This is a genomic window from Streptococcus sp. CF8-6, assembly GCF_024295845.1.
Taxonomy (GTDB): Bacteria; Bacillota; Bacilli; order Lactobacillales; family Streptococcaceae; genus Streptococcus; species Streptococcus oralis_BO.
Genome location: NZ_JANCOF010000001.1, coordinates 522147 through 542616, shown reverse-complemented (window position 1 = coordinate 542616; position 20470 = coordinate 522147). Strand labels below are relative to the sequence as shown.

19 protein-coding genes and 1 other annotated feature are annotated in these 20470 nt (G+C 41.4%); of the genes, 1 reads left to right on the top strand and 18 read right to left on the bottom strand.

Annotation, left to right across the window (positions count from 1 at the left end; genetic code table 11):
• Positions 1–41: 41 nt before the first annotated feature.
• The 13 genes from NML69_RS02625 to NML69_RS02565 all read right to left on the bottom strand — a co-directional run bounded on the left by NML69_RS02625 (position 42) and on the right by NML69_RS02565 (position 15616).
• Complete coding sequence (locus NML69_RS02625) at positions 42–1076, bottom strand: DNA/RNA non-specific endonuclease (RefSeq protein ID WP_254725221.1); 1035 nt, start codon at positions 1074–1076, stop codon at positions 42–44.
• 169 nt (positions 1077–1245) lie between these two features.
• Positions 1246–3498, bottom strand: coding sequence for a glucosaminidase domain-containing protein (locus NML69_RS02620; protein ID WP_254725220.1), 2253 nt, complete (start codon positions 3496–3498; stop codon positions 1246–1248).
• A gap of 110 nt (positions 3499–3608) precedes the next feature.
• Positions 3609–4595, bottom strand: a complete 987-nt coding sequence (locus tag NML69_RS02615) for a dihydroorotate dehydrogenase (RefSeq protein WP_198459747.1) — start codon at positions 4593–4595, stop codon at positions 3609–3611.
• Positions 4558–5358 carry a dihydroorotate dehydrogenase electron transfer subunit gene (locus NML69_RS02610; protein WP_084849550.1) on the bottom strand — a complete coding sequence of 267 codons (801 nt, stop codon included), beginning with the start codon at positions 5356–5358 and terminating at the stop codon, positions 4558–4560. The genes NML69_RS02615 and NML69_RS02610 overlap by 38 nt, the downstream gene beginning before the upstream one ends.
• A 248-nt stretch (positions 5359–5606) precedes the next feature.
• Positions 5607–5987 carry a VOC family protein gene (locus NML69_RS02605; protein ID WP_198459748.1) on the bottom strand — a complete coding sequence of 127 codons (381 nt, stop codon included), beginning with the start codon at positions 5985–5987 and terminating at the stop codon, positions 5607–5609.
• 97 nt (positions 5988–6084) lie between these two features.
• Complete coding sequence (locus tag NML69_RS02600) at positions 6085–8856, bottom strand: J domain-containing protein (protein WP_254725219.1); 2772 nt, start codon at positions 8854–8856, stop codon at positions 6085–6087.
• A 13-nt stretch (positions 8857–8869) separates the two neighbouring features.
• Positions 8870–10534 (bottom strand): molecular chaperone HscC, encoded by a 1665-nt coding sequence (locus NML69_RS02595; RefSeq protein WP_254725218.1) that lies wholly within the window; start codon positions 10532–10534, stop codon positions 8870–8872.
• A 175-nt stretch (positions 10535–10709) separates the two neighbouring features.
• Positions 10710–11069 (bottom strand): 50S ribosomal protein L20, encoded by a 360-nt coding sequence (gene rplT, locus NML69_RS02590; RefSeq protein WP_000124834.1) that lies wholly within the window; start codon positions 11067–11069, stop codon positions 10710–10712.
• A gap of 51 nt (positions 11070–11120) precedes the next feature.
• The gene (gene rpmI / locus NML69_RS02585) at positions 11121–11321 is read right to left on the bottom strand and encodes a 50S ribosomal protein L35 (RefSeq protein ID WP_001125942.1); all 201 of its coding nucleotides are present in this window, start codon (positions 11319–11321) and stop codon (positions 11121–11123) included.
• Between the two features lie 32 nt (positions 11322–11353).
• Entirely contained in the window at positions 11354–11884 is a 531-nt protein-coding gene (gene infC, locus NML69_RS02580; RefSeq protein WP_000848184.1) for a translation initiation factor IF-3, read from the bottom strand.
• Positions 11885–11899: 15 nt separating this feature from the next.
• Positions 11900–12031: a sequence feature (ribosomal protein L20 leader region), on the bottom strand.
• A gap of 73 nt (positions 12032–12104) precedes the next feature.
• On the bottom strand, positions 12105–14345 hold the full coding sequence (locus tag NML69_RS02575) for a DNA internalization-related competence protein ComEC/Rec2 (RefSeq protein ID WP_254725217.1): 2241 nt from the start codon (positions 14343–14345) through the stop codon (positions 12105–12107).
• Positions 14329–14979, bottom strand: coding sequence for a helix-hairpin-helix domain-containing protein (locus tag NML69_RS02570; RefSeq protein ID WP_254725216.1), 651 nt, complete (start codon positions 14977–14979; stop codon positions 14329–14331). The genes NML69_RS02575 and NML69_RS02570 overlap by 17 nt, the downstream gene beginning before the upstream one ends.
• Before the next feature lie 67 nt (positions 14980–15046).
• Positions 15047–15616, bottom strand: coding sequence for a GNAT family N-acetyltransferase (locus NML69_RS02565; RefSeq protein WP_254725215.1), 570 nt, complete (start codon positions 15614–15616; stop codon positions 15047–15049).
• Positions 15617–15792: 176 nt separating this feature from the next.
• Here NML69_RS02565 and ald point away from each other — a divergent pair, with 176 nt between their 5' ends.
• Positions 15793–16905 carry an alanine dehydrogenase gene (gene ald, locus NML69_RS02560; RefSeq protein ID WP_254725214.1) on the top strand — a complete coding sequence of 371 codons (1113 nt, stop codon included), beginning with the start codon at positions 15793–15795 and terminating at the stop codon, positions 16903–16905.
• 51 nt (positions 16906–16956) lie between these two features.
• Here the strand turns inward: ald and NML69_RS02555 are convergent, their stop codons facing one another.
• The 5 genes from NML69_RS02555 to pyrH form a co-directional block, all read right to left on the bottom strand.
• Positions 16957–17943, bottom strand: coding sequence for a PhoH family protein (locus NML69_RS02555; RefSeq protein ID WP_084854010.1), 987 nt, complete (start codon positions 17941–17943; stop codon positions 16957–16959).
• An 80-nt stretch (positions 17944–18023) separates the two neighbouring features.
• Positions 18024–18239: a YozE family protein gene (locus NML69_RS02550; protein ID WP_001232084.1), complete on the bottom strand. Its 216-nt coding sequence runs from the start codon at positions 18237–18239 to the stop codon at positions 18024–18026.
• Between the two features lie 8 nt (positions 18240–18247).
• Positions 18248–19102: an RNA-binding virulence regulatory protein CvfB gene (cvfB, locus tag NML69_RS02545; protein ID WP_254725213.1), complete on the bottom strand. Its 855-nt coding sequence runs from the start codon at positions 19100–19102 to the stop codon at positions 18248–18250.
• 59 nt (positions 19103–19161) lie between these two features.
• Complete coding sequence (gene frr / locus NML69_RS02540) at positions 19162–19719, bottom strand: ribosome recycling factor (RefSeq protein WP_001262235.1); 558 nt, start codon at positions 19717–19719, stop codon at positions 19162–19164.
• Between the two features lie 7 nt (positions 19720–19726).
• Complete coding sequence (gene pyrH, locus NML69_RS02535) at positions 19727–20464, bottom strand: UMP kinase (protein WP_000002996.1); 738 nt, start codon at positions 20462–20464, stop codon at positions 19727–19729.
• Positions 20465–20470 lie beyond the last annotated feature (6 nt).

Below are 20470 nucleotides of genomic sequence, written 5' to 3'. Positions count from 1 at the left end.
TTTTCCAACGGCTTTTTGACTGTATATCTACTAAATTCATCCTACCACTGCAATCCGGCTTCTCTGATTTCTTTCTTGGAAGCAAATTTACCATTTGGTCTGTGCCATCTTCCGTTTTTATCTCTAAAGTAGCCACCTGAATTTGTTGATTGCGAGTTTGATTCCTGGCTTTCTTCCTGTTCTTGTGCGGCTTGACGAGCTTTTTCCTGTTCTTCTTCTTTTGCTTTCTTTTCAGCTGCTTCTTTTTCTTCTGCCTCTTTCTTGGCTTTTTCCTCAGCTTCCTTCTTAGCCTTTTCTTTTTCTTCTTTTATCTTTGCATCTTCAACTGTATTCTTAGCAGTACCATCCAAATAATTGATTTCAGCATTAGCTGAAACATTGTCTAAAACGACATGCGTCACTGAATACTGATCAACCTTTTCTTTACTACCACCCAATTTGATTTCCAAGAGTTTGCCGGTTTCATCTATTCCCACATACTGCAATTCAATTTGTCTCGGAATCAATTCATCTTTCTGATAGATTGGGGTCACCTTGTAGTCAAGATAATAGTTTGGGTGATTGGCCAACCAAGAGTCCAATCGATTTTCATAATAAAGCATGCTACTTTGGTTTTGGTCATCTGTTCCAGAATAATTTCCAGCATTGAGCCAGTTAGTCATTGGAACCAGATTCCTCTTTTCATCGTTTAATCCACTAAACTGGTACCCAATCAAATGACCACGATTCATCAACCAAGCCTTTTTAGAGCCATCTCCATAATAAAAATTATAGTTGTGCCAACCAACTGGGTTATAACTTATCTTAGGCTCTCTCTTCTCAGTTGGCTCATCGCTGTCCTTAAGTTGAATATGAGCACCCGTTGCGCGTGATTTAGAATCCAATTCCCCAAGTTCTAGTTGTTTCTCATTTTTAAAAGGCAAGAGTCCAGCTTCTTTAAACAACTTCTCATCAAACTTGATTTGCTTCTGTTCAATTTTTTCTTCTGGGACCTTTGATTCCGCCTTATGTCCAGAACAAGCAACTAGTGTTGTGATTGAAAGCAAGGCAATTGAGAAGGATAGTAACTTTTTCATAAAATTCTCCTTTTTTATATAGTAATTAGATTAATATCTCCTATTACATTTTACTATCATTTTGTTAATTGTTCAAGAATAAAGAGACTGTTATTATACTATTTCTCCTCCAATGTTTAAAACAAAAACGATAACCACTTTTTCAGTAGTTACCGTTGATTTCTTTTGATTAGTCTTTCCCACCAAGTCTACTATTGATGGTCATCATGATGCTGGCTATTTTCTCACCCCAGTATGGATCAGAAGCATAGCGAACATTCATTCCGGTTGCTTTATTTCCAAGGTGGTCTCTGCCATAGTCGATGTAGTTCTCACGGATCCACTTGGCGGCTCCAAGGATTCCTTTATCCACATTATCAAAGCTCTTGGCTGAGAGATATGGGCTCGTATCATAAGCAGCAATACCAAAGAAGTTGTTCTTATCTCTGGCAATTTGACTGCGTCCCCAAGCACTTTCAAGGGCACTATGTGCCATCAAGTAAAGGGCATTGACACCGTAGCGTTCCTCAGCTTCTTTGAAAGTCGCTCCTTTACCTGCGAGAGGACTATCCTGCAAGTTCATCATTGAATACAGTTTATCCAATTCAGCTGCACTATAATTACTTGGTTCTCTCAAGTTTTTATAGAGGAAAGGATTTTTAATGGTAAAGCCATCAAAATGCTCTCCATCAGTTGAGTAGTACTTCTTACCAATAACCATGGCAGATGTGTGTGGAGCTACTTTGATACTCGTATAAGGAGAGAGTTCATGGTAGAGGAATTTCCCATCACTAGTATAATGAGGGATAAACTCGCTTCCTTCATCTACTGCTGTCAAATCACTTTGATTCATATAGCCAGACAAGCCAGAAATCGAAACTGCAAGTCGGCCGCCTTTTCGCGTCGAGCTATCCAGTGAAACAATGCTTCCTTGGTTAATGTAACTCAAGATTTCTCCAGATGCACTATAGACATAGGCTGTGATTGGTTTAACTTTGTAATATTTGGTTTTATCCGCAACATGCCATCTACCAGAAGCATCCAAGGTATGACCATCCACAGTCTCATTTTTTGCCATATAACCGCCGGATTTAAGGTAATACCATGATTGGTCGGATGAATCGTAGATTAATTCTTTCTCAGCCATCTTTCCATTTGACTTGAGGTAGAACCAATTGTTCTTGTACCATACCCACTCACTCGCAGCCATATAACCACCAGATTTGAGATAGTAGTAACCATTATCCCAGAGCCATTCTTTATTGGCATAATTTCCATCAGAGTTAATATAGAACCAAGAGTTATAATTCTTGTCAAAGAGCCACCCTTTGCCAGCTTTTGCTCCACTGCTCGTCACATAACTGCGGTCAATCCAAGTTTCCGTAGAGAGGTAGCCTCCTGATTTGAAATGGTAATCCTTACCTTTGATAGTTTGCCAACCTTTTTCAGCATAGGTTCCGTCAGCTTTCAAGTAAAACCAAGAGTTATAATTCTTGTCAAAGAACCATTCCGATTTCAATTTAGCTCCACTTTTAGCAACATAGAAGCGGTCAATCCAGCGCTCGGTAGAAAGATAGCCGCCTGATTTGAAATGGTAATCTTTTTCTTTAATCGTTTCCCAGCCTTTTTCGGCATAAGTTCCGTCAGCTTTCAAGTAAAACCAAGCATCATAATTCTTATCAAAGAGCCATTCCGATTTCAATTTAGCTCCACTCTTCGAAACATAAAAGCGTTCAATCCAACGTTCAGTAGAAAGATAACCGCCTGATTTAAAATGGTAGTCTTTCCCATCTATAGTTAACCAGCCATTTTCAGCATAGGTACCATCTTGTTGAAGGTAGAACCAACTGCTATAGTTGTCATCATAAATCCAGGCTTGTTTAACCTTATGACCATTTTCGGATATATAGTTCTTGCCAAGCCAAGCATTTTTCAGCATTTTACCTTGTGAATTGATGTAGTATTGGTTCTCCCCTTGAGTGATCCACTCATCTTTGGCCATTTTCCCGTCTTCTTTAAGGTAATATTTTTCCTGACCTTGTTGAATCCATTCGTTTTGAGCTTTCTGACCATTAGACTTGAGATAATACCAGGATTCTTGTTCCTGATTAAATACCCACTGTTCCTTGGCTTTAGCACCACTTTCAGTCACATAGTACTGGCCAACCCACGTTTTTGTGGCTAATTTTCCGGTCTCGTTAAAATAGTAATCCTTACCACCAACAGTCAGCCAGCCGTTTTCTGCACGTTGTCCATCAGCCTTAAGATAAAACCAATTCTGATACGTTTGGTCAAAGATCCACTGGTTGGTTACTTGTTTTCCATCAGCTTTGAGGTAGGTCTTTCCTTTCCAAGTCCCTTCATCTGCTTTAGCTGTTTCTAGTATAGTAAAAAAACACCCCAATAAGCCAGCACTTACTAGGGCCACTTTCCATCGTTTCATTTAAATGCTCCAATAACGTTTTCTAAGCCTTATTGTAACATAGTTAATCGACGGAAATATTACAAATTGATGAAGATTCTGTGTCTTGTTGAGGATAAGGAAGTTCTAGCTTATCTCAGACTGGCTTTGACTTCCTGACGGAGATCTTCCAAGCTGCTAATGCCATATTTATCCATGACTTTTGGTAAATTTTCGATGATATCAGGGCAAGCATAAGGATTGGTAAAGTTAGCTGTTCCAACTCCGATGGCAGACGCTCCAGCCAGATACATTTCTAAAGCAGCTTCTGCCGAATCTACTCCTCCCATTCCAATGATGGGCAGGTCTGTTGTTTGGGCGACTTGACGGATGAGTTTGAGCGCTACTGGAAAGACTGCTGGACCAGACATCCCACCTGTTCCATTGACTAAGATTGGTTTTCTGGTTTTAAGGTCAAAGCGCATACCGACTAGAGTATTGATCATGGTTAAGCCACTTGCCCCTGCATACTCTGCGGCTTTTGCGACGGTGACAATATCTGCTACACTAGGAGTAAGCTTGACATAGACTGGCACATCAGAGGCTTCCACAGCCGCTTTTACCACTTCATAAGCCAAGTCAGGATCTTGCCCAATCAGAAGTCCATGATTGCCGTGATCTACATTCGGGCAGGAGATATTAAGCTCGATAGCTTTTACATTTGCTGCCTTGGAAATTCCTCGAGAAACGGCAGCGTACTCTTGTTTTGAAAAGCCAGCTACATTAGCGATGATAGGAAGATTTGGATATTCTCTTTCCAACCAAGGAAGTTTTTCAGCCAAAACAGCTTCTAAACCAGGATTTTGTAAACCGATTGCATTGAGCATACCAGCAGGTGTCTCAGCTACTCTCGGAGTAGGATTACCAAAACGGGGTTCAAGTGTCGTTGCCTTGATCATAATGGAGCCTAAAAGGTCTAAATCATAGTACTTGGCATACTCTTGACCAAAACCAAAACAGCCTGAGGCTGGGATAATCGGATTCTTCAAATCCAAGCCCGGTAGAGAAACTTGTAAACGATTTGTAGTCATGACTTTCTCCTTATAATACAACTGTTCCTGTTCGGAAAACAGGACCATCTTCACAGACGCGTTGGCTAACCGTCTCACTTTCTGGCACTTTTAGAACGCAGGCATAGCAGGCCCCCATCCCGCAAGCCATACGAGATTCCAGAGATAGATAGGCTCTTGGATGATCATAAAATCTTTGATTGATATACTTCATCATTCCAGGTGCCCCACATGAGTAAACAGCATCAAATGAACTGTCTAAGTCATTGATGACAACCGATACATTTCCCTTAATGCCATAAGAACCATCATCTGTCGTTACAAAAACCTGCCCATATTGGGCCAATTCCTTTTCGAGAATAACAGCATCCTTAGTCGCAAAACCGAGGACTGTCACTACTGTCACCCCACGCGCATGCAATTCCTTGGCTACTTCTAGCAAGGGTGGAACACCAATCCCACCACCAACGAGGAGGACTTGACTCTGATTGTCTAAATCAGACAAGTCAAAACCATTCCCCTGAGGCCCCATCACATCAAGAGTATCTCCCTGCCTTAAGGTTGAGAAAATAGCTGTCCCAGCCCCCTCAACCCGATAAATGAGGTGACACTGCTTGTTTGCCTTGTCGATAGACGAAATTGAAATAGGACGGCGCAAGAGATGGGCATCATCAGGCACGCGCAGATGGAGAAATTGGCCTGCTCGCATGGCTTCAACCATTTCTCCTTCTAGGACTAATTCATAGATTGCTGGCGCAATTTCCTCTTGTACAACCACCTTCATGGTTTCCAAACGAATGGCACCCAAACGTTTCTTACATGTGGGATTCATGATTTTCCTCCTTAAATTTTAAGGGGACCAGATAAAGAAAAGACCTTGCGATTGCAAGGCCTCAGTTGGGTTAGGCTAGAACTCATGCGCACACTTAAAAAGTCCCCACAGAGAGCCCCCCTTATCCCTTTTATCTGACACCTTGTGAGTCTCTCTGGACTCCCCTTAAAGGTTAAATTTGTATTAGTATACTCTTTCAAAGAAAAAAAGTCAAGTAGAAAACGAACATTCTACTTGACTTCGCTGAGTTATTTTTCACGAATGACTTCGACCTTGTAGCCATCAGGATCCTTGACAAAGTAATAGTTTGGTTGAGTTCCTGGAAGTCCATTAGGGGCTGTCACCTCATAGCCTTTAGCGCTATGTTCTTGATGTAGGCCCTCAAGGTCAGGTGTACTGAGGGCGATATGGGCGAAGCCATCTCCTACCACGTAAGGACCGTGATCATAGTTATAGGTCAACTCTAACTCGTAGTCATCACCCTCAAGTCCTAGATAGACAATGGTGAAAGCATGATCTGGAAAATCTTTGCGACGCAATTCTTTAAATCCAAAAGCATCTTGATAAAAGGCGATTGATTTTTCAAGGTTTTCTACTCGCAAGCAAGTGTGTAACATTTTTGAAGCCATTTTCATTACCTCTTTCATTTTAATAGTTCTATTATACCTTTATTCAGGAAAATTTACTAGAAACTTGAACTAGAGTCCTCTTCTCTACTCTTTCATTCTAAGTAGCACTTTTACGATTTTCCTTGCGTATATTGTGAATAAGGAAAAGCATGATAAGGACAAAAAGTCCCTCAAGGAAGTAGAAGGTAAATTCGCTGTTCATGATTAGTAAGTCTTTGTAATGATAGTTATTACCGAAAACTGAATTTGGTGCAAATAGGATTCGCAACAGTCTTCTTAGGAAAATAAAGATCTGCAATCCATAAATCATAAAGACCTTCTTCACACCAATCGTTAAGCCTTGTTCCTTTGTAAAATAGGATAAGGCGATTCCATTTAACAAGAGTATAACCGTTACGGCCAGAGTTTCATTTCGTAGAATATTTGGATCAAAGATATCTAAACGGCTGTGAATATATGGCAACGTTTGAAAGAGTAGGATCCCTAAGATTGCTGGGAGGAGAATTTTCTTCAGAGACGGTGGAAATCCAGGGCTAAATCTTGTAAAAGACAAGCAAATCACAAGGACTGCAAAAATATGGAAGTAAGCTATTGCAACTCCTGAAATAGTCTGGCTTTGATTTACCAAAGCAGAAAGAAAACCAGCAGAAAGAAAGATACCGATAGGAATCAGCTTATCCAAAGAATAATCCCACTTCAGCCCCTCACTAACTTGGAAACCATCAATGAAGCTGAAAAATGTAATAAACATAAGAGCACCGATGAGACCAAACGGTAAGGATGGAATGACGAGGGTTAATAATAAGATTAGTAGGAACCATGGATGGGGACTGTAGTAGAATTTCCGTTTTTCTCCTCTAGCAGTCACTCCCTCCTCAATCGGTGTTTTCCTCAATTTTAGCATATAGACGTAAAAGAGTGAAAACATACCAGCATGAACCCATGAATTATAACCAGGTCGCTCTATAATACTGAGTAGCAAACTCACAATCGTAAAGAGGCCAGAGAAAATCTGAAGAAACTTATTATTAAATACCTGTCTTTTTTTCCAATCCAAATAAGAGAGCTTGGCCTTTGGATGACAAAGTTCATAGGCATAAGCTGTCATCTCTTCTAGTTTCTGGTCTGTCTCCTCCGTCATCATTTGGGGAACCATTTTAGAAGTAGGAAAAGGAGCCAAAACATATCTCAAGAGCTTGCCATCTGTAAACCGATGGTACTCCTTATAGATCTGTTGAAGCAAAATAGTTAGAATGCGTGGTCTTCCTTTAAAGTAGCTTCTCCACTTTTCCCAATCATTGATATCTTCATCGCTCTTAGTGAGCTTATCTATATAAAGATAACCTTCATTGTACCAGTAATCAAAATTTTCCTTTTTGTCTAGTTCATACTCCTCTACCACTGAAGGATAGGAATGGATACTCTTCCAGAAATGGAGTTTTTTCAGGTAAGGATTTGATTCCTCATCGCTGTAATGCTCCACAAATTGGAGAACGAGAGCTAACACTTTCGCATTGGTTAAAGGATAGACGTCCACCTTTTCTAATAAATCAAGTAGGAGCGTGTGATCTTTGACTGATTCAAAAAGGTATTGCCAATCACGTAACAGTTTGTACTCGTCTTCATAGTGAACATGGAGCAACTCATAGAAGGCTGCCTCAACTTCATCTGGATCATCTAGAGAGTAGTGACTAAAGTCAACGTTTTCTCCCAGCTTCTCTTTTACTTGCTCTAAGTAATCAGCCAAGTCATTCGAGAGTGGATAATCCTCTTCAAACATGACTTGTCGGTTTTTTTCAAGGATATAGGTTAAAACGGGCACACTCTTGATTATTTGGCGATTTTGATTTACTTGATCCAAGACCATAAAGGCCAAATAAGGGTGCTTGAAAAACTCTATCCAAGAGCCTAATTGATTTGCTTTGTTAAAATTTTGAAGAATTTCTTGGCAAAGTTGATAAGAATAATAGAATTCTTCAGTGGCTTCATGTGCGCTTTCAAGCGAACTTCCTTCCTCTTCTGCTATATCTCTTTTGACCTTCCAGTACTTCAGTTTATAGTAATATCCCCAGTACTTAAAGTCAGGTATATAGTCTTCTAGCAAGGGAATGAGGATAGAGAATTGCTCCGGTTTGTTAAAAATATAAACATCCATTTCCTCTAAAACGGATTGAACAATGTCCATATCATACTGATACTGATGAAAGAACTGACGCCATAGATGTTCTTGTTCCTCTTGGTTATACCCGTCGTTTCCAACAATACTTTCAATCGCATTTCGGATCAGATAAGTTTCTTCATTATAATCGCTAAAGTCAAGAGTAGACCTTGCTGTTCCTTCTTGCCTTCGGTTCTCTTCGTCACCAAACGTTTCAAAGTTGAGGGTATTCTTAGCTCTTTCTTCAGAATCTCCATTTAGCTGAACTTCCTCATCATAGTCACTAAAGTCAAGGGTGGACTTTTGCTCATCCTCTTCTGCTTTAAAGGTTTCAAAGTTAAAGGAATCGCTGGTTTTATCAGTCGATTGCTGATAATCACTGAAATCAAGACTTGATGTTTCAGACTCTTCGTTCTCAATTTTCGTTTCTTCAGTCAAGTTTTCAAAGTTGAGACTAGAGTTAGGCTTTCCGTTTGCCTCTTCTTCAAGTTCAGTAGCCTCTTGAGAGTCACTCGCTTTTCTTAGGCTATTTTCTGGTCTTGTATTTCTAGACCTCGCATAAGTCAAGGCTTTTTGGTACGCTTCAACAATTTCTTGGTAAATTTCTGGCTGGTCTTCTGGGTGATAGAGCCGAACCAGTTCAGCATAACGCCTTCTAATAAGCTTGACGTCAGTCGTTGGCTCTATCCCTAAAGTTTCCCATATATTCATAAGGTCTCCTCTTTTACAGTCCTCGTTCTAGGAAGTCTAAATAGTTTGAAAATGATTGATAGAGTTTTGGCAAATGATAAACAGATGCTTGGCTGACCTCTTCTTCAAATCGTCTAGTTTCAGCCATTAGCTCATCTCTTCTTCTCCCCAAGAGCATACTGTATACACGATTCGCTTTTTCAATCAAGAAACGATAAACCTCTGTTTCTTGAGCATTGATCTTATAGCGAGTCAACTCTGCTTGCTTAGCCTTAATTTCCTTTTCTGTCAGAGTAACACTGTCTTGGAGAATAACATGACTAAAGACTTCCTGTGTTGAATCGATTTTCACTTCGACATCCAAAATCCCATTTAAATCATAGGTAAAGCGAACTGTGAAACTTTCATTTACTTGAGTATTCACAGGGACGGGAACTTCTAATTCACCTAAGAACAGGTTTTGTGATGCCTTCATCATCTCACCTTGATAGACCTTTATCTTGACTTGACTCTGTCCCAATTCGGCCGTATAGTACTGCTCGATGCGTGAAGCAGGCAGGGTAGAATTTCGCTCAATAATCGGTGAAAAGCGGTCGCCAACTATCTCTATACCCAGTGTAAAAGGACAAATATCAGACAGTAATAAATCTCGTATCTCGCCTTGCCGTCCTTTGATTCCTGCTAAAAGAGCACAACCTCTCGCAATCATCCGATCGGGATCATCCGAAACCTGCACCACTTGATTGATACAGTAGGATAAAAAGTCCTGAACCAAGCGGAGTTTCGAAGTCCCCCCAACAAGAACAAAGTTATCAGATGATACGTAGCTATAGCGAGCATCCATCAAGGCACGGTCCAAAACTGCCTTAACACGAGCTAGAAGTGGTTGACAAAGCTCATAAAAGCGTTGGTAGCTCAAGTCTAAAGTGTATTCCTGTTCTTGGTCCAGAACTGACATGTTCACTTCTTCTTTATCATTGAGTTCTAGCTTTGTCTTTTCAGCCTGTACCAGAATTTTGCTATAAAATTCTCGGGAAATCGTATTCTTGGTTAATTGATTAGAAACTAAAAATTCCTCAGCAATAGCCGCAGTGAAGTCTTCTCCTCCCAAACGATTGTCCCCTGCAATCGACACAATTTCGACGATGTTATCAAAAAGCTCTACAACTGAAATGTCAAGAGTCCCACCACCAAAATCGACTACAATAAAAGATTGATCTTCTTGGTTTACCATAGATCTTTTAGCTAGAGCCGCTGCGGAAGGTTCATTGATAATCCGATCAATCTGAACGCCTGCAAATTTCCCTGCTAGTTTGGTCGCATAGCGTTGAGCATCATTGAAATAGGCTGGAACACTAACAATCACTTCCTCAACCTTTTCTCCAAGATAGGTTTCTGCATCGTCTACCAACTTTCGAATGATAAAAGAGCTTAATTCTTCAGCCTTATATGCTCGATTTCCTAGCGTCAACTCATGCTTGGTCCCCATAAAACGCTTGAACTGAGAAACCGTCTTGTCTGGGTGAGTCACCAAGCGTTCCTTGGCAATTTTTCCAACTATAATCTCATCATTGTCATCTAAAGCCACAACAGAAGGAGTTAAATACTCACCAAAAGCATTGGGAACCAGCTTGACCTGGCCATCTTGGTATACCCCTACTAAAGAATTAGTCGTTCCTAAATCAATACCTACTATCATCTTCTTCTAACTCCAAATCTTTTTAGATATTCCTATTATACAAGAAATATCCTATTTTCTTTGAAAAAATCTGTGATTTACTCTTTAAAATAGAAAATCATTTAAGGAAAACAAAAAAAGTTTCACCTTACTCCAGCGGTAAAAACCACGAGAGTAACAATGAAACAGTTTGTCATTATTTACCAAGTTTTGCTTTAGCTGCATCTGCAAGAGCTGTGAAAGCTGCTGCATCGTTAACAGCCAAGTCAGCAAGCATTTTACGGTTAACTTCGATCTCAGCCAATTTCAACCCATGCATCAATTGTGAGTATGAAAGTCCGTTCATACGAGCTGCCGCGTTGATACGAGTGATCCACAATTTGCGGAAGTCACGTTTTTTCTGACGACGGTCACGGTATGCATAGTAGTAAGAGTTCATTACTTGTTCTTTTGCAGTACGGAACAAGATGTGTTTAGCTCCATAGTAACCTTTTGCTAATTTAAGAATACGTTTACGACGTTTGCGTGATACAACGCCACCTTTAACACGTGCCATGTTTTATTTCCTCCAAATATTTCCTAGAATTGTTTACTTACTGTTAGGCTATTATTTCAAGCGAGTAAGCATTGCTTTGATACGTTTGAAATCTCCTGAATGCACCATAGATGCTTTACGAAGATGACGACGTTGTTTCTTAGTTTTTCCGTGGAAACGGTGAGAAGTGTAAGCACGGAAACGTTTAAGTCCACCAGAACCTGTACGTTTGAAACGTTTAGCTGATGCGCGGTGTGTTTTTTGTTTTGGCATGATTTTTTCTCCTTTATTTAACTTTCTGACAATTATTTTTTGTCAGTTGCTGGCGCCAACTGCATGAACATTTGGCGTCCATCCATCTTAGCTCGTTGTTCGATGATCGCAATATCTTGTGTTGCTTCAGCAAACTCGGCTAAAACTTTTGCACCAATCTCTTTATGGGTGATCATACGCCCTTTAAAGCGAATGGATACCTTAACTTTATTTCCTTTTTCAAGGAACTTGCGTGCATTGCGAAGTTTTGTGTCAAAGTCACCCTTGTCAATAGTTGGACTCAGACGAACTTCTTTCACAGTAACAACACTTTGTTTTTTACGTTGTTCTTTTTGCTTTTTCTGATACTCAAATTTGAACTTACCGTAGTCCATAATTTTAGCAACAGGCGGTTTTGCTTGGGGTTGAATCAATACTAAGTCAACATTTGCACTATCAGCCAATGCTTGCGCTTCGCTGAGTGGCTTGATGCCTAGCTGTTCTCCCTCAAGACCGATCAAGCGAACTTCACGTACACGAATTTCATCATTGATGAATAAGTCTTGCTTTGCTATGGTTTTCACCTCTTTTTTATTATTAGAGAAAAACAAGAGCGGGCTCGTAATGATACAAGCCCGCACGTTATGATAGCGTTTCTTAGAAACTTTTCATCCGTAGGGCCAGGCAACTTGATGTCACAAGGCGAGAAGCTCTCACTTCTGCTTTTCTCAACTTTTATATGATACCAAGTTTTCTATCCCTTGTCAAGATAAAAAGTCATTTTTTCGAAAAAGTTTATCTATTTTATCGCACACTTTCAATTCGCCAACTTTTCCATCCTTTAAAGCGAATGGCTCCTTGCTGGTCTGTTCGGTAGATCTTACTCTTGATGGATTCTAGTCGTGCCAAGGTTTCCTGATGAGGTAGTTTGGCACGATTGTTCTTGCCCACTGAAATGAGAGTGATCTCTGGTTTGAGTTTTTCTAGGAAAACTGGATTTGATGATGCTTTAGAACCATGTTGACCGACTTTCAAGACATCCACCTCTAAGTCAGGATATTGCTTTAGAAGATCCTTCTCTCCCTTCTCTTTCAAGTTTCCAGTGAAGAGAAAGTGCTTATCCAGAAGCCTCCCATAAAGAACCAGGGAACCATCACGATCCTCATCTCCAATCTGCCTTGGAGATAGGACTTCTAACTGACTCCCAAAAATCGGCAAGTTCTCCCCTGCTGTTACACTGCGCACCTTGATTTGGCTTGCTTTTAATTCTGCCACAAATTCCTTCTGTGTCAGACTTCCTTTTGATACTAAAATCTCCCCGACATGGAAAGCCTTGGTCACCTCCAGCAAATCTCCAACATGTTCTTTATCTGTGTTGGTCAAAATCAGCTGATCAATCTTATCTACTCCTCGACTTTTTAGATAGGGAATCAAGGTTCTCTGGGCATTGCTGGTCGTCGCCTTTTCTTGCCATTTTTCAATTTTCTTATCAGATTCTGCCTTACCTCCCACATCTATGAGAATGGTTTTACCTGTTACATCCCGTAGGAAAATACTTTCTCCCTGCCCTACATCCAGCATGGTGATTTCATTTTCCAGCGGGTGTTTGGTTAAGAAAAAGAGTCCCACGATAAAGAGACTGAATCCTGCTAGTCTTTTGACATTTTTCCTAAAGTCATAGATCAAGGCCAATGAAACTAAGAGAAGAATCAAAAGCCATACGTTGGGTTGGCCAAAGACCAAGGGCCTACTTGCCATCTGCGATACCAAGCGAATAATGCTCTCCAACCATTCAAAGACAAGGTTAAGCTGAGTGACTGGGTAAACAAAAGACAGAATGAATAAGATAGACAAAAGCGGTAAGAAAACCAAGTCAAACAAGAGGGAAAAAACAAAGGTCAAAAGGATAGACCAAGGCTGAAATTCTGCAAAATAGAAGGATAGAATGGGCAATATTCCCAAGGAAATGACTAGACTTTCTCTGGCAACAGCCTTGAGCCCCTCCCCTTCTTTGCTGGTCATGGTCAAGATAAAGGCGTAGGCGCAGGACAAGACACCTCCTGCCGTTAGGAAAAAGTTGGGCATGATGATAAAGAGGACAAGAACCGTTAAGGCAAAATTGCCCAAGCCCTTAACACCATGTTGGGCTAGTAATTTTTGTAAGAGACTACGAATGACCGAAGCTGAGAATCCTGTCAGACCTGCATAGATAAGAGAGAAGGGATAAGTTAGCCACTTCAACTTTTCTTGAGTTAAGCCCAATCTCAAGAGGAGTTTCTTAAAGGCATCCATGAAAAAGCCTACCTGCATACCCGACAAGGCAAATAGATGGATAATTCCAAGACTGGAATAAAGCTCATTCATCTCCTCGAAGTCAGTATCTAGATGTCCGAAAAGAAGACCCGTCATGTAGTTACGCATAGGATCTGGAAACTTTGTCTTGATCCAAACTATAGCCTTTCGACGTATACTAGACAGATTTTCTCCTATATCCCAACTGCTAACTTTTTTGAGGGACTGGATTCTTTTGATAGTCAAAGTTTGGTAAATCCCCTGAGTCTTCAGATAGGCTTGGTAGTCAAATCCACCAAAATTTCTCTGGCCTTCTAGCTCGGAAAGTTTTCCTTCTAGTTCAATCTCATAGAGCTCTGTCAAGGCTTGAAATTGCTCTTTCTCCTCCTCGGACTGGAGTTTATAGTAAATTTGGAAGGTACGGCCGTCAGCCTTGCCCCGAAAGGACAGACTATCTCCATTGACTTTGATAGTATCTGGTAAAACCCGTACCCTCTCAACAGAATCCACTAACTTTTGACTAGCTTGTGTCTGTTGCCAATTTTGAAACAGAAACCAAAATCCAAAAACTCCACAAATCGCTAGAACTTTACCAGCCGATTTCCAAGGAAATTGGAAAAAGAGACAGACAAGCAAAAAAACAAAACCTAGCAGTGCGAGATAGGATGCTCCAAAAATTGCATAGTAAAGCCAGAGTAACAGGAAACTCAGATAGATTAGGGGGATAGGGAAATTCTTAATCCACTGTGACATAATCTTTTAGCTTTTCTATGGTCTTAGCCCCAATGCCAGAGACTTTCTTTAATTCATCTACCGACTTGAATTTGCCATTCGTCTCACGATAGTCGATAATATCCTGGGCTCGTTTTCCTCCCAAGCCTTTGACCTGCTTGAGTTCTTCCAGACTAGCTTTATTGAGGTTGACCTTCTTTTCTTTACTTGACGAAGGAGTCGTTCCAGAGGCAGTCTGCTGACTAGCTGATTCGTCCCCCTTAGTTGGAACATAGACAAGAGCCTCGTCACTGACTTTCTGAGCGAGATTGAGGGACTTACTATCTGCCTCCTCTGTCAAGCCACCAGCTTTCTGAACGGCATCATGAACACGACTACCTACTGGCAAATCATAAATCCCTGGTGATTTAACAGCACCCTTGACATCTACTGTGATCAGATCTTGTTCAGGAGATTCGTCCTTTTCCTCCTTCTTGACTTCTTTTTCAGACGATGAATCCTTTGAAATAGCAGCAACTTCAGCCTGCAAATTTGTTTCTGTGACGGGTGTCTGTGTAGTTGGCTTTAGTAGGAAAAATGCGCCCAAGGCCAAGCCTAAAACAGCACAGATGACAATGATTTTATACTCTTTGATTTTCTCGATAATTGCTTCCATATTTTCTCCTCTCTTAAGTTATTCGCAAGAGAAATAAAAAAACAGTCGAAAATTTCTTTTCAACTGCTTATTTATTTGCAAAATAGTCTTCCTTAGTCAAGACATAATAAACTCTTGTGATAATTCGACCTGGTTCTTTATTATCCATTCTGGCATAGGGTTCTTCGTGGGAAAAACGCATACCTGATTTCTCCATGACCTTGCCAGATGCGGGATTGTCTTTGTCGTGAAGAGCAGTCAACTTGTTCATTCCAATCTTCTCAAAAGCCAGTTCAATCACGGCACGATTGGCTTCTGTCGTCAATCCTTGATTCCAATACTTTTGGTTGATAATGTAACCAATAGCTGCTTTTTTGAGAATGGGGTCAATCTTGTGCAAATCAATAGTTCCGATAAACTGACCATTGCTTTTTAGTTCGATTCCCCACCGTCCCAAGGGATTGGTTAAGTAGAACTGAGCGATGTTGTTCTTGGTTTCTTCTAAGCTTTGATTTGTTGGAAAAGTGTAGCGTGTCTTTTCTCTGTCTGAAGCATACTCAAACATAGCTTCTGCATCATCCAAGGTTACAGGTCGGAGCAATAAACGCTTCGTTTCTATAGATGGATACTGGGTAAATATCACAAATATTGATTCCATACTTTTCCCTCCATTAGAGCTTGATTCTCACTAGTCTAGCATAAATAAATTTGGATGACAAGTTTTTCTTGATTTTTGAAGCGGTTTCATATACAATAAAACCATCACATTTTTGATTTATGAACCGAAATGTGACAACTAAAACAATCCCGTCAATTGAAAGGTAGGTTATCTCTATGTTAATCGGAATCCCAAAAGAAATTAAAAATAACGAAAACCGCGTTGCCCTAACTCCTGCTGGCGTCCATAGTTTAGTCAGCCGTGGACATCGTGTCCTCATCGAAACAAATGCTGGTCTCGGTTCAGGATTTACTGATGCTGACTATCAAAAGCAAGGAGCTAAGATTATCGCTACTGCTGCTGAAGCCTGGGCTGCTGAATTAGTCGTGAAAGTAAAAGAACCACTAGCTTCTGAATACGGTTATTTACGCGACGATCTTCTCCTCTTCACCTACTTGCACATGGCCGCTGCTCCAGAATTAGCAGATGCCATGCTAGCAGCAAAAACAACAGGAATTGCCTATGAAACTGTTCGTGATAATCAAGGACAACTACCACTCCTCGTTCCTATGAGTGAGGTTGCAGGTCGTATGGCTGTTCAAATCGGAGCTCACTTCCTTACTAAGCAAGCTGGTGGTTCTGGTGTCCTACTTGGTGGTGTGCCGGGTGTTCCAAAAGGAAAAGTAGCCATCATCGGTGGTGGTGTCGTCGGTACACATGCTGCCCGCATTGCCCTTGGACTCGGTGCTCAAGTGACTATTTTAGATATCAGTGCCAAACGACTCTCAGTTCTAGAAGAAGTCTTTGGGAATCAAATCCAAACTCTTATGTCTAATTCATTCAACATTGAAGCAAGTGTGAGAGATGCTGATGTTGTAATTGGAGCGGTGCTCATCCCTGGTGCCAAAGCACCGAAATTGGTGACAGATGATATGGTCAAACAAATGCGTCCAGGCTCTGTCATCGTTGACGTAGCTGTTGACCAAGGTGGCGTTATCGAGACAGCTGACCGTGTGACAACGCACGATGAGCCTGTTTATGAAAAACACGGTGTTCTCCACTATGCCGTTGCCAATATCCCTGGTGCGGTTGCTCGCACTTCAACCATCGCCTTAACCAATGTCACTCTTCCTTATATCGAAGCATTGGCTGGCAAAGGATTCGCACAAGCAATTGCTGAAGATGAGGGCTTGCGTCAAGGTGTGACCACTTATCAAGGTTACTTGACCAGTCTCCCAGTTGCTCAAGGTCTCGATAAAGATCATACGTCTATCGACGAACTTGTTTAAAGCTAGACACTCATTAAAAAAGAGCAGTTCACATCTGAACTGCTCTTTTTGCTATTCTGTTTCTTCCTTCTTTTCTTCAACCTTAACTGGAGCTGGTTCATAAGCTCGGATAATCTGAGCGACAACTGGATGACGAACCACATCCTTAGCTGAAAAATGAACAAAGTCGATTTGGTGAATATTCTTGAGCTTTTCTTGGGCATCAATCAAACCGGACTTGACATTACGCGGCAGGTCAATCTGACTGATATCTCCATTGACAATCATCTTAGAATTAAAGCCTAAACGAGTCAGGAACATCTTCATCTGCATGATGGTCGTATTTTGTGCTTCATCGAGAATGACAAAGGCATCATCCAAGGTCCGACCACGCATGTAGGCAAGGGGAGCGATTTCGATAATTTCACGCTCCATGAGACGGGTCGTTTGATCTTTTCCGAGAATTTGGTACAAAGCATCGTAAACAGGTCGAAGGTAAGGATCGACCTTCTCCTTAAGATCACCCGGAAGAAATCCTAGACTCTCACCTGCTTCCACTGCTGGTCGAGTCAGAATAATTCGCTTGACTTGCCCACGTTTAAGGGCAGTCACTGCCAAGGTCACCGCAAGAAAGGTCTTCCCTGTCCCAGCAGGCCCGATTCCAAAGGTCACATCATGCTGTTTGACACTGTCCACATAAAGCTTTTGACCTAAGGTTTTGACACGGATCGGTTTCCCAGTATTGTCTTTGATAATTTCTTCTTCGTAAAGGGCGACAAACTTGTCAATTTCATCGTTTTTGACCATGCTAATCGCAGTCACCACATCTGGTGTGCCGACTGTCATCCCTCGATTCACCAAAACCATCAATGCTTGGATAACCTGACGAGCTTCCTCACAGGCAGTCTCTTCTCCCAAAACCTGGACAATCTCCGTACGAGCATGAATCACCACATCGAGCTCTTCTTCCATCAAACGAAGATGGCGCTCGTTGGATCCAAAAAGATGAAACAAGTCATCTGGATGACTCAGTTGAATGTCTATTGAATGTTCCTTCAAATAAAGAACCTCTCTAATCCATTTATTTCTTTTTATTATAGCAAAGAGAACAATAAAATACTAGCCTTATCTTATTGTCTCTAGTGTTCTAAGTATTCTTGCCAGATGGCATCAAAATCTCCTAGGTTAAAAGAGAAACTGGCATGCTCCTCCAAAAAGCGACTCACCTCATCAAAGTCATCCGTGTGTTTTGGGAAGGCTGACTCCTCAAAAGCGAGGTCTGCCAAGATGGCTTTGGGACTGTTACTTTTAGGATTGCGCTCAGTCATGAGCCAAGTGTAAAATGATTTTCTCATAAGCCTCCCTAAATCAACTCTGTACCAAACTGGTCTTGCTTGATTTTGCCAGCCTTCATCAAGCCGCCGAGTGCTTTCTTGAACTGACCTTTAGAGATACCAAAGGTTGCCTTGATATCCTCAGGAGACGACTTATCATTCAAGGTCATGAAACCGCCATTGCTTTCCAAGTAGGTCAAAATCATCTGAGCATCATTTTCCAACATTTCAAAGGAACGTGGTTTGAGGGATAGGTTCAAGGTACGATCCACTTCACGGAAACCGATGACACGCGCATCTAGCACTTGCCCCAAACGTGGCTCTGCGTAACGTTCACTTGGGTGAATGAAACCAAGCATGTTATTCTCTGGTAGGTAAACAAATGTCCCTGACAGCTTGAGACGGTAAACAATGGCTGGCCAGTTTTGGTTCTGCATGTTGTTGTAGGCAGGACGAGTCAGACGTTGGAAGTCTTCCTGATAAGCCAAGAGTCCCCAGATTCGGTCTTTCTTGTCCACTTCAAGACGGATGTAGAGTTTGTCACCTTTCTTAGGCCAGAGTTCCTTGAGTTCAGGGAGGATATCGAGTGACACAACGATTTCCTTATCAGGTAGACCGGTATCGACAAAAACACCCAAGTCCTTACGAACTTCTGTTACGGTTCCCCAGCCAAATTGGTCCTGAGTAGCAGTCACTTCTAGAGTGGTCAAGCGGAGTTTTTGCTTCATATCTGTATAGGCAAAACCTTTGACCGTATCCCCTACTGTATGTTGACCTTCTTCCTTAGCAAGAGCATAGGTCTGACCATCCTTTTGCACAAAGTAAAAACGGTCATTTTCATCGATGATGAGTCCAACGATAAAACTTGCAAGATTTGTATTCATATTTCCTTCTTTCGAATAAAACTCAGCCAGCAATGCCAACTGAGTTTTTCTGTTTATTTTTAGACTTCCAAGATTTCTTTTTCTTTATTGGCAGTCATGTCGTCGATGTGTTTCACAGCGTCGTCTGTTACTTTTTGAATATCTTTTTCAAGAGTCTTCAATTCGTCTTCAGTGATTTCTTTTGCTTTTTCTTGCTTTTTAGCTTCGTCCATAGCATCACGACGGATATTGCGGACAGCCACTTTAGCATTCTCACCGACCTTCTTCACTTCTTTGGCAAGGTCACGACGAGTCTCTTCTGTAAGAGCAGGGATAACCAAGCGGATCACAGAACCGTCATTAGCTGGTGTGATACCAAGGTCAGAAGCGTTCAAGGCACGTTCGATGTCTTTCAATGAAGACTTGTCAAATGGTGTTACCAACAAGACACGCGCTTCTGGAATGGTAATTGAAGCGATTTGGTTAAGAGGAGTTTCGACTCCGTAGTATTCTACGTGGATACGGTCTAGCAAGCTTGCGTTGGCACGACCGGCACGGATACCACCAAATTCACGAGCAAGTGATTGGTGAGACTGGGTCATTCTCTCTTTAGCTTTTTCTACAATTGCATTAGCCATAATTTTCTTATTCCTTTTCTTCGATATTGTTTGAAACTGTTGTTCCGATATTTTCACCAAATACGACACGTTTGATGTTGCCTGGTTGGTTCATATTGAAGACAACCAAGTCAATGTCGTTGTCCATAGAGAGGGTTGAAGCAGTTGAGTCCATGATACGAAGACCTTTATTGATAACGTCACGGTGGGTCAATTCTTCAAACTTAACGGCAGTTTTGTCTTTCTTAGGATCGGCATTGTAAACACCGTCTACCCCATTTTTAGCCATCAGAATGGCATCCGCTTCGATTTCAGCTGCACGAAGGGCAGCTGTTGTATCTGTTGAGAAGTAAGGTGAACCAATCCCAGCACCAAAGATAACGATGCGGCCTTTTTCAAGATGACGAAGGGCACGTCCACGTACGTACGGCTCTGCCACTTGTTGCATGGCAATGGCAGTTTGCACACGCGTATCGACACCAACTTGCTGCAATGAATCTGCCATCACAAGAGCATTCATCACGGTCCCAAGCATTCCAGTGTAATCTGCCTGAACACGGTCCATTCCTGCTTCTGCAGCAGGTTCCCCACGCCAGAGATTTCCTCCACCAATAACAAGGGCAATTTCGATACCTAAGCTATGAACTTCTTGAATCTCTTTTGCGATTGTTTGAACTGTCTGGATATCAATCCCTACGCCACGTTCACCGGCAAGGGCTTCACCTGATAACTTGATTAAAATACGTTTATACTTGGGATTCGCCATTTTTAC

Bases quoted from the DNA above. Each gene is read 5' to 3' on its own strand.
- NML69_RS02625 (WP_254725221.1), bottom strand. From the start codon at position 1,076: ATGAAAAAGTTACTATCCTTCTCAATTGCCTTGCTTTCAATCACAACA.
- NML69_RS02620 (WP_254725220.1), bottom strand. From the start codon at position 3,498: ATGAAACGATGGAAAGTGGCCCTAGTAAGTGCTGGCTTATTGGGGTGT.
- NML69_RS02615 (WP_198459747.1), bottom strand. From the start codon at position 4,595: ATGGTCCTGTTTTCCGAACAGGAACAGTTGTATTATAAGGAGAAAGTC.
- NML69_RS02610 (WP_084849550.1), bottom strand. From the start codon at position 5,358: ATGAATCCCACATGTAAGAAACGTTTGGGTGCCATTCGTTTGGAAACC.
- NML69_RS02605 (WP_198459748.1), bottom strand. From the start codon at position 5,987: ATGGCTTCAAAAATGTTACACACTTGCTTGCGAGTAGAAAACCTTGAA.
- NML69_RS02600 (WP_254725219.1), bottom strand. From the start codon at position 8,856: ATGAATATATGGGAAACTTTAGGGATAGAGCCAACGACTGACGTCAAG.
- NML69_RS02595 (WP_254725218.1), bottom strand. From the start codon at position 10,534: ATGATAGTAGGTATTGATTTAGGAACGACTAATTCTTTAGTAGGGGTA.
- rplT (WP_000124834.1), bottom strand. From the start codon at position 11,069: ATGGCACGTGTTAAAGGTGGCGTTGTATCACGCAAACGTCGTAAACGT.
- rpmI (WP_001125942.1), bottom strand. From the start codon at position 11,321: ATGCCAAAACAAAAAACACACCGCGCATCAGCTAAACGTTTCAAACGT.
- NML69_RS02575 (WP_254725217.1), bottom strand. From the start codon at position 14,345: ATGTCACAGTGGATTAAGAATTTCCCTATCCCCCTAATCTATCTGAGT.
- NML69_RS02570 (WP_254725216.1), bottom strand. From the start codon at position 14,979: ATGGAAGCAATTATCGAGAAAATCAAAGAGTATAAAATCATTGTCATC.
- NML69_RS02565 (WP_254725215.1), bottom strand. From the start codon at position 15,616: ATGGAATCAATATTTGTGATATTTACCCAGTATCCATCTATAGAAACG.
- ald (WP_254725214.1), top strand. From the start codon at position 15,793: ATGTTAATCGGAATCCCAAAAGAAATTAAAAATAACGAAAACCGCGTT.
- NML69_RS02550 (WP_001232084.1), bottom strand. From the start codon at position 18,239: ATGAGAAAATCATTTTACACTTGGCTCATGACTGAGCGCAATCCTAAA.
- cvfB (WP_254725213.1), bottom strand. From the start codon at position 19,102: ATGAATACAAATCTTGCAAGTTTTATCGTTGGACTCATCATCGATGAA.
- frr (WP_001262235.1), bottom strand. From the start codon at position 19,719: ATGGCTAATGCAATTGTAGAAAAAGCTAAAGAGAGAATGACCCAGTCT.
- pyrH (WP_000002996.1), bottom strand. From the start codon at position 20,464: ATGGCGAATCCCAAGTATAAACGTATTTTAATCAAGTTATCAGGTGAA.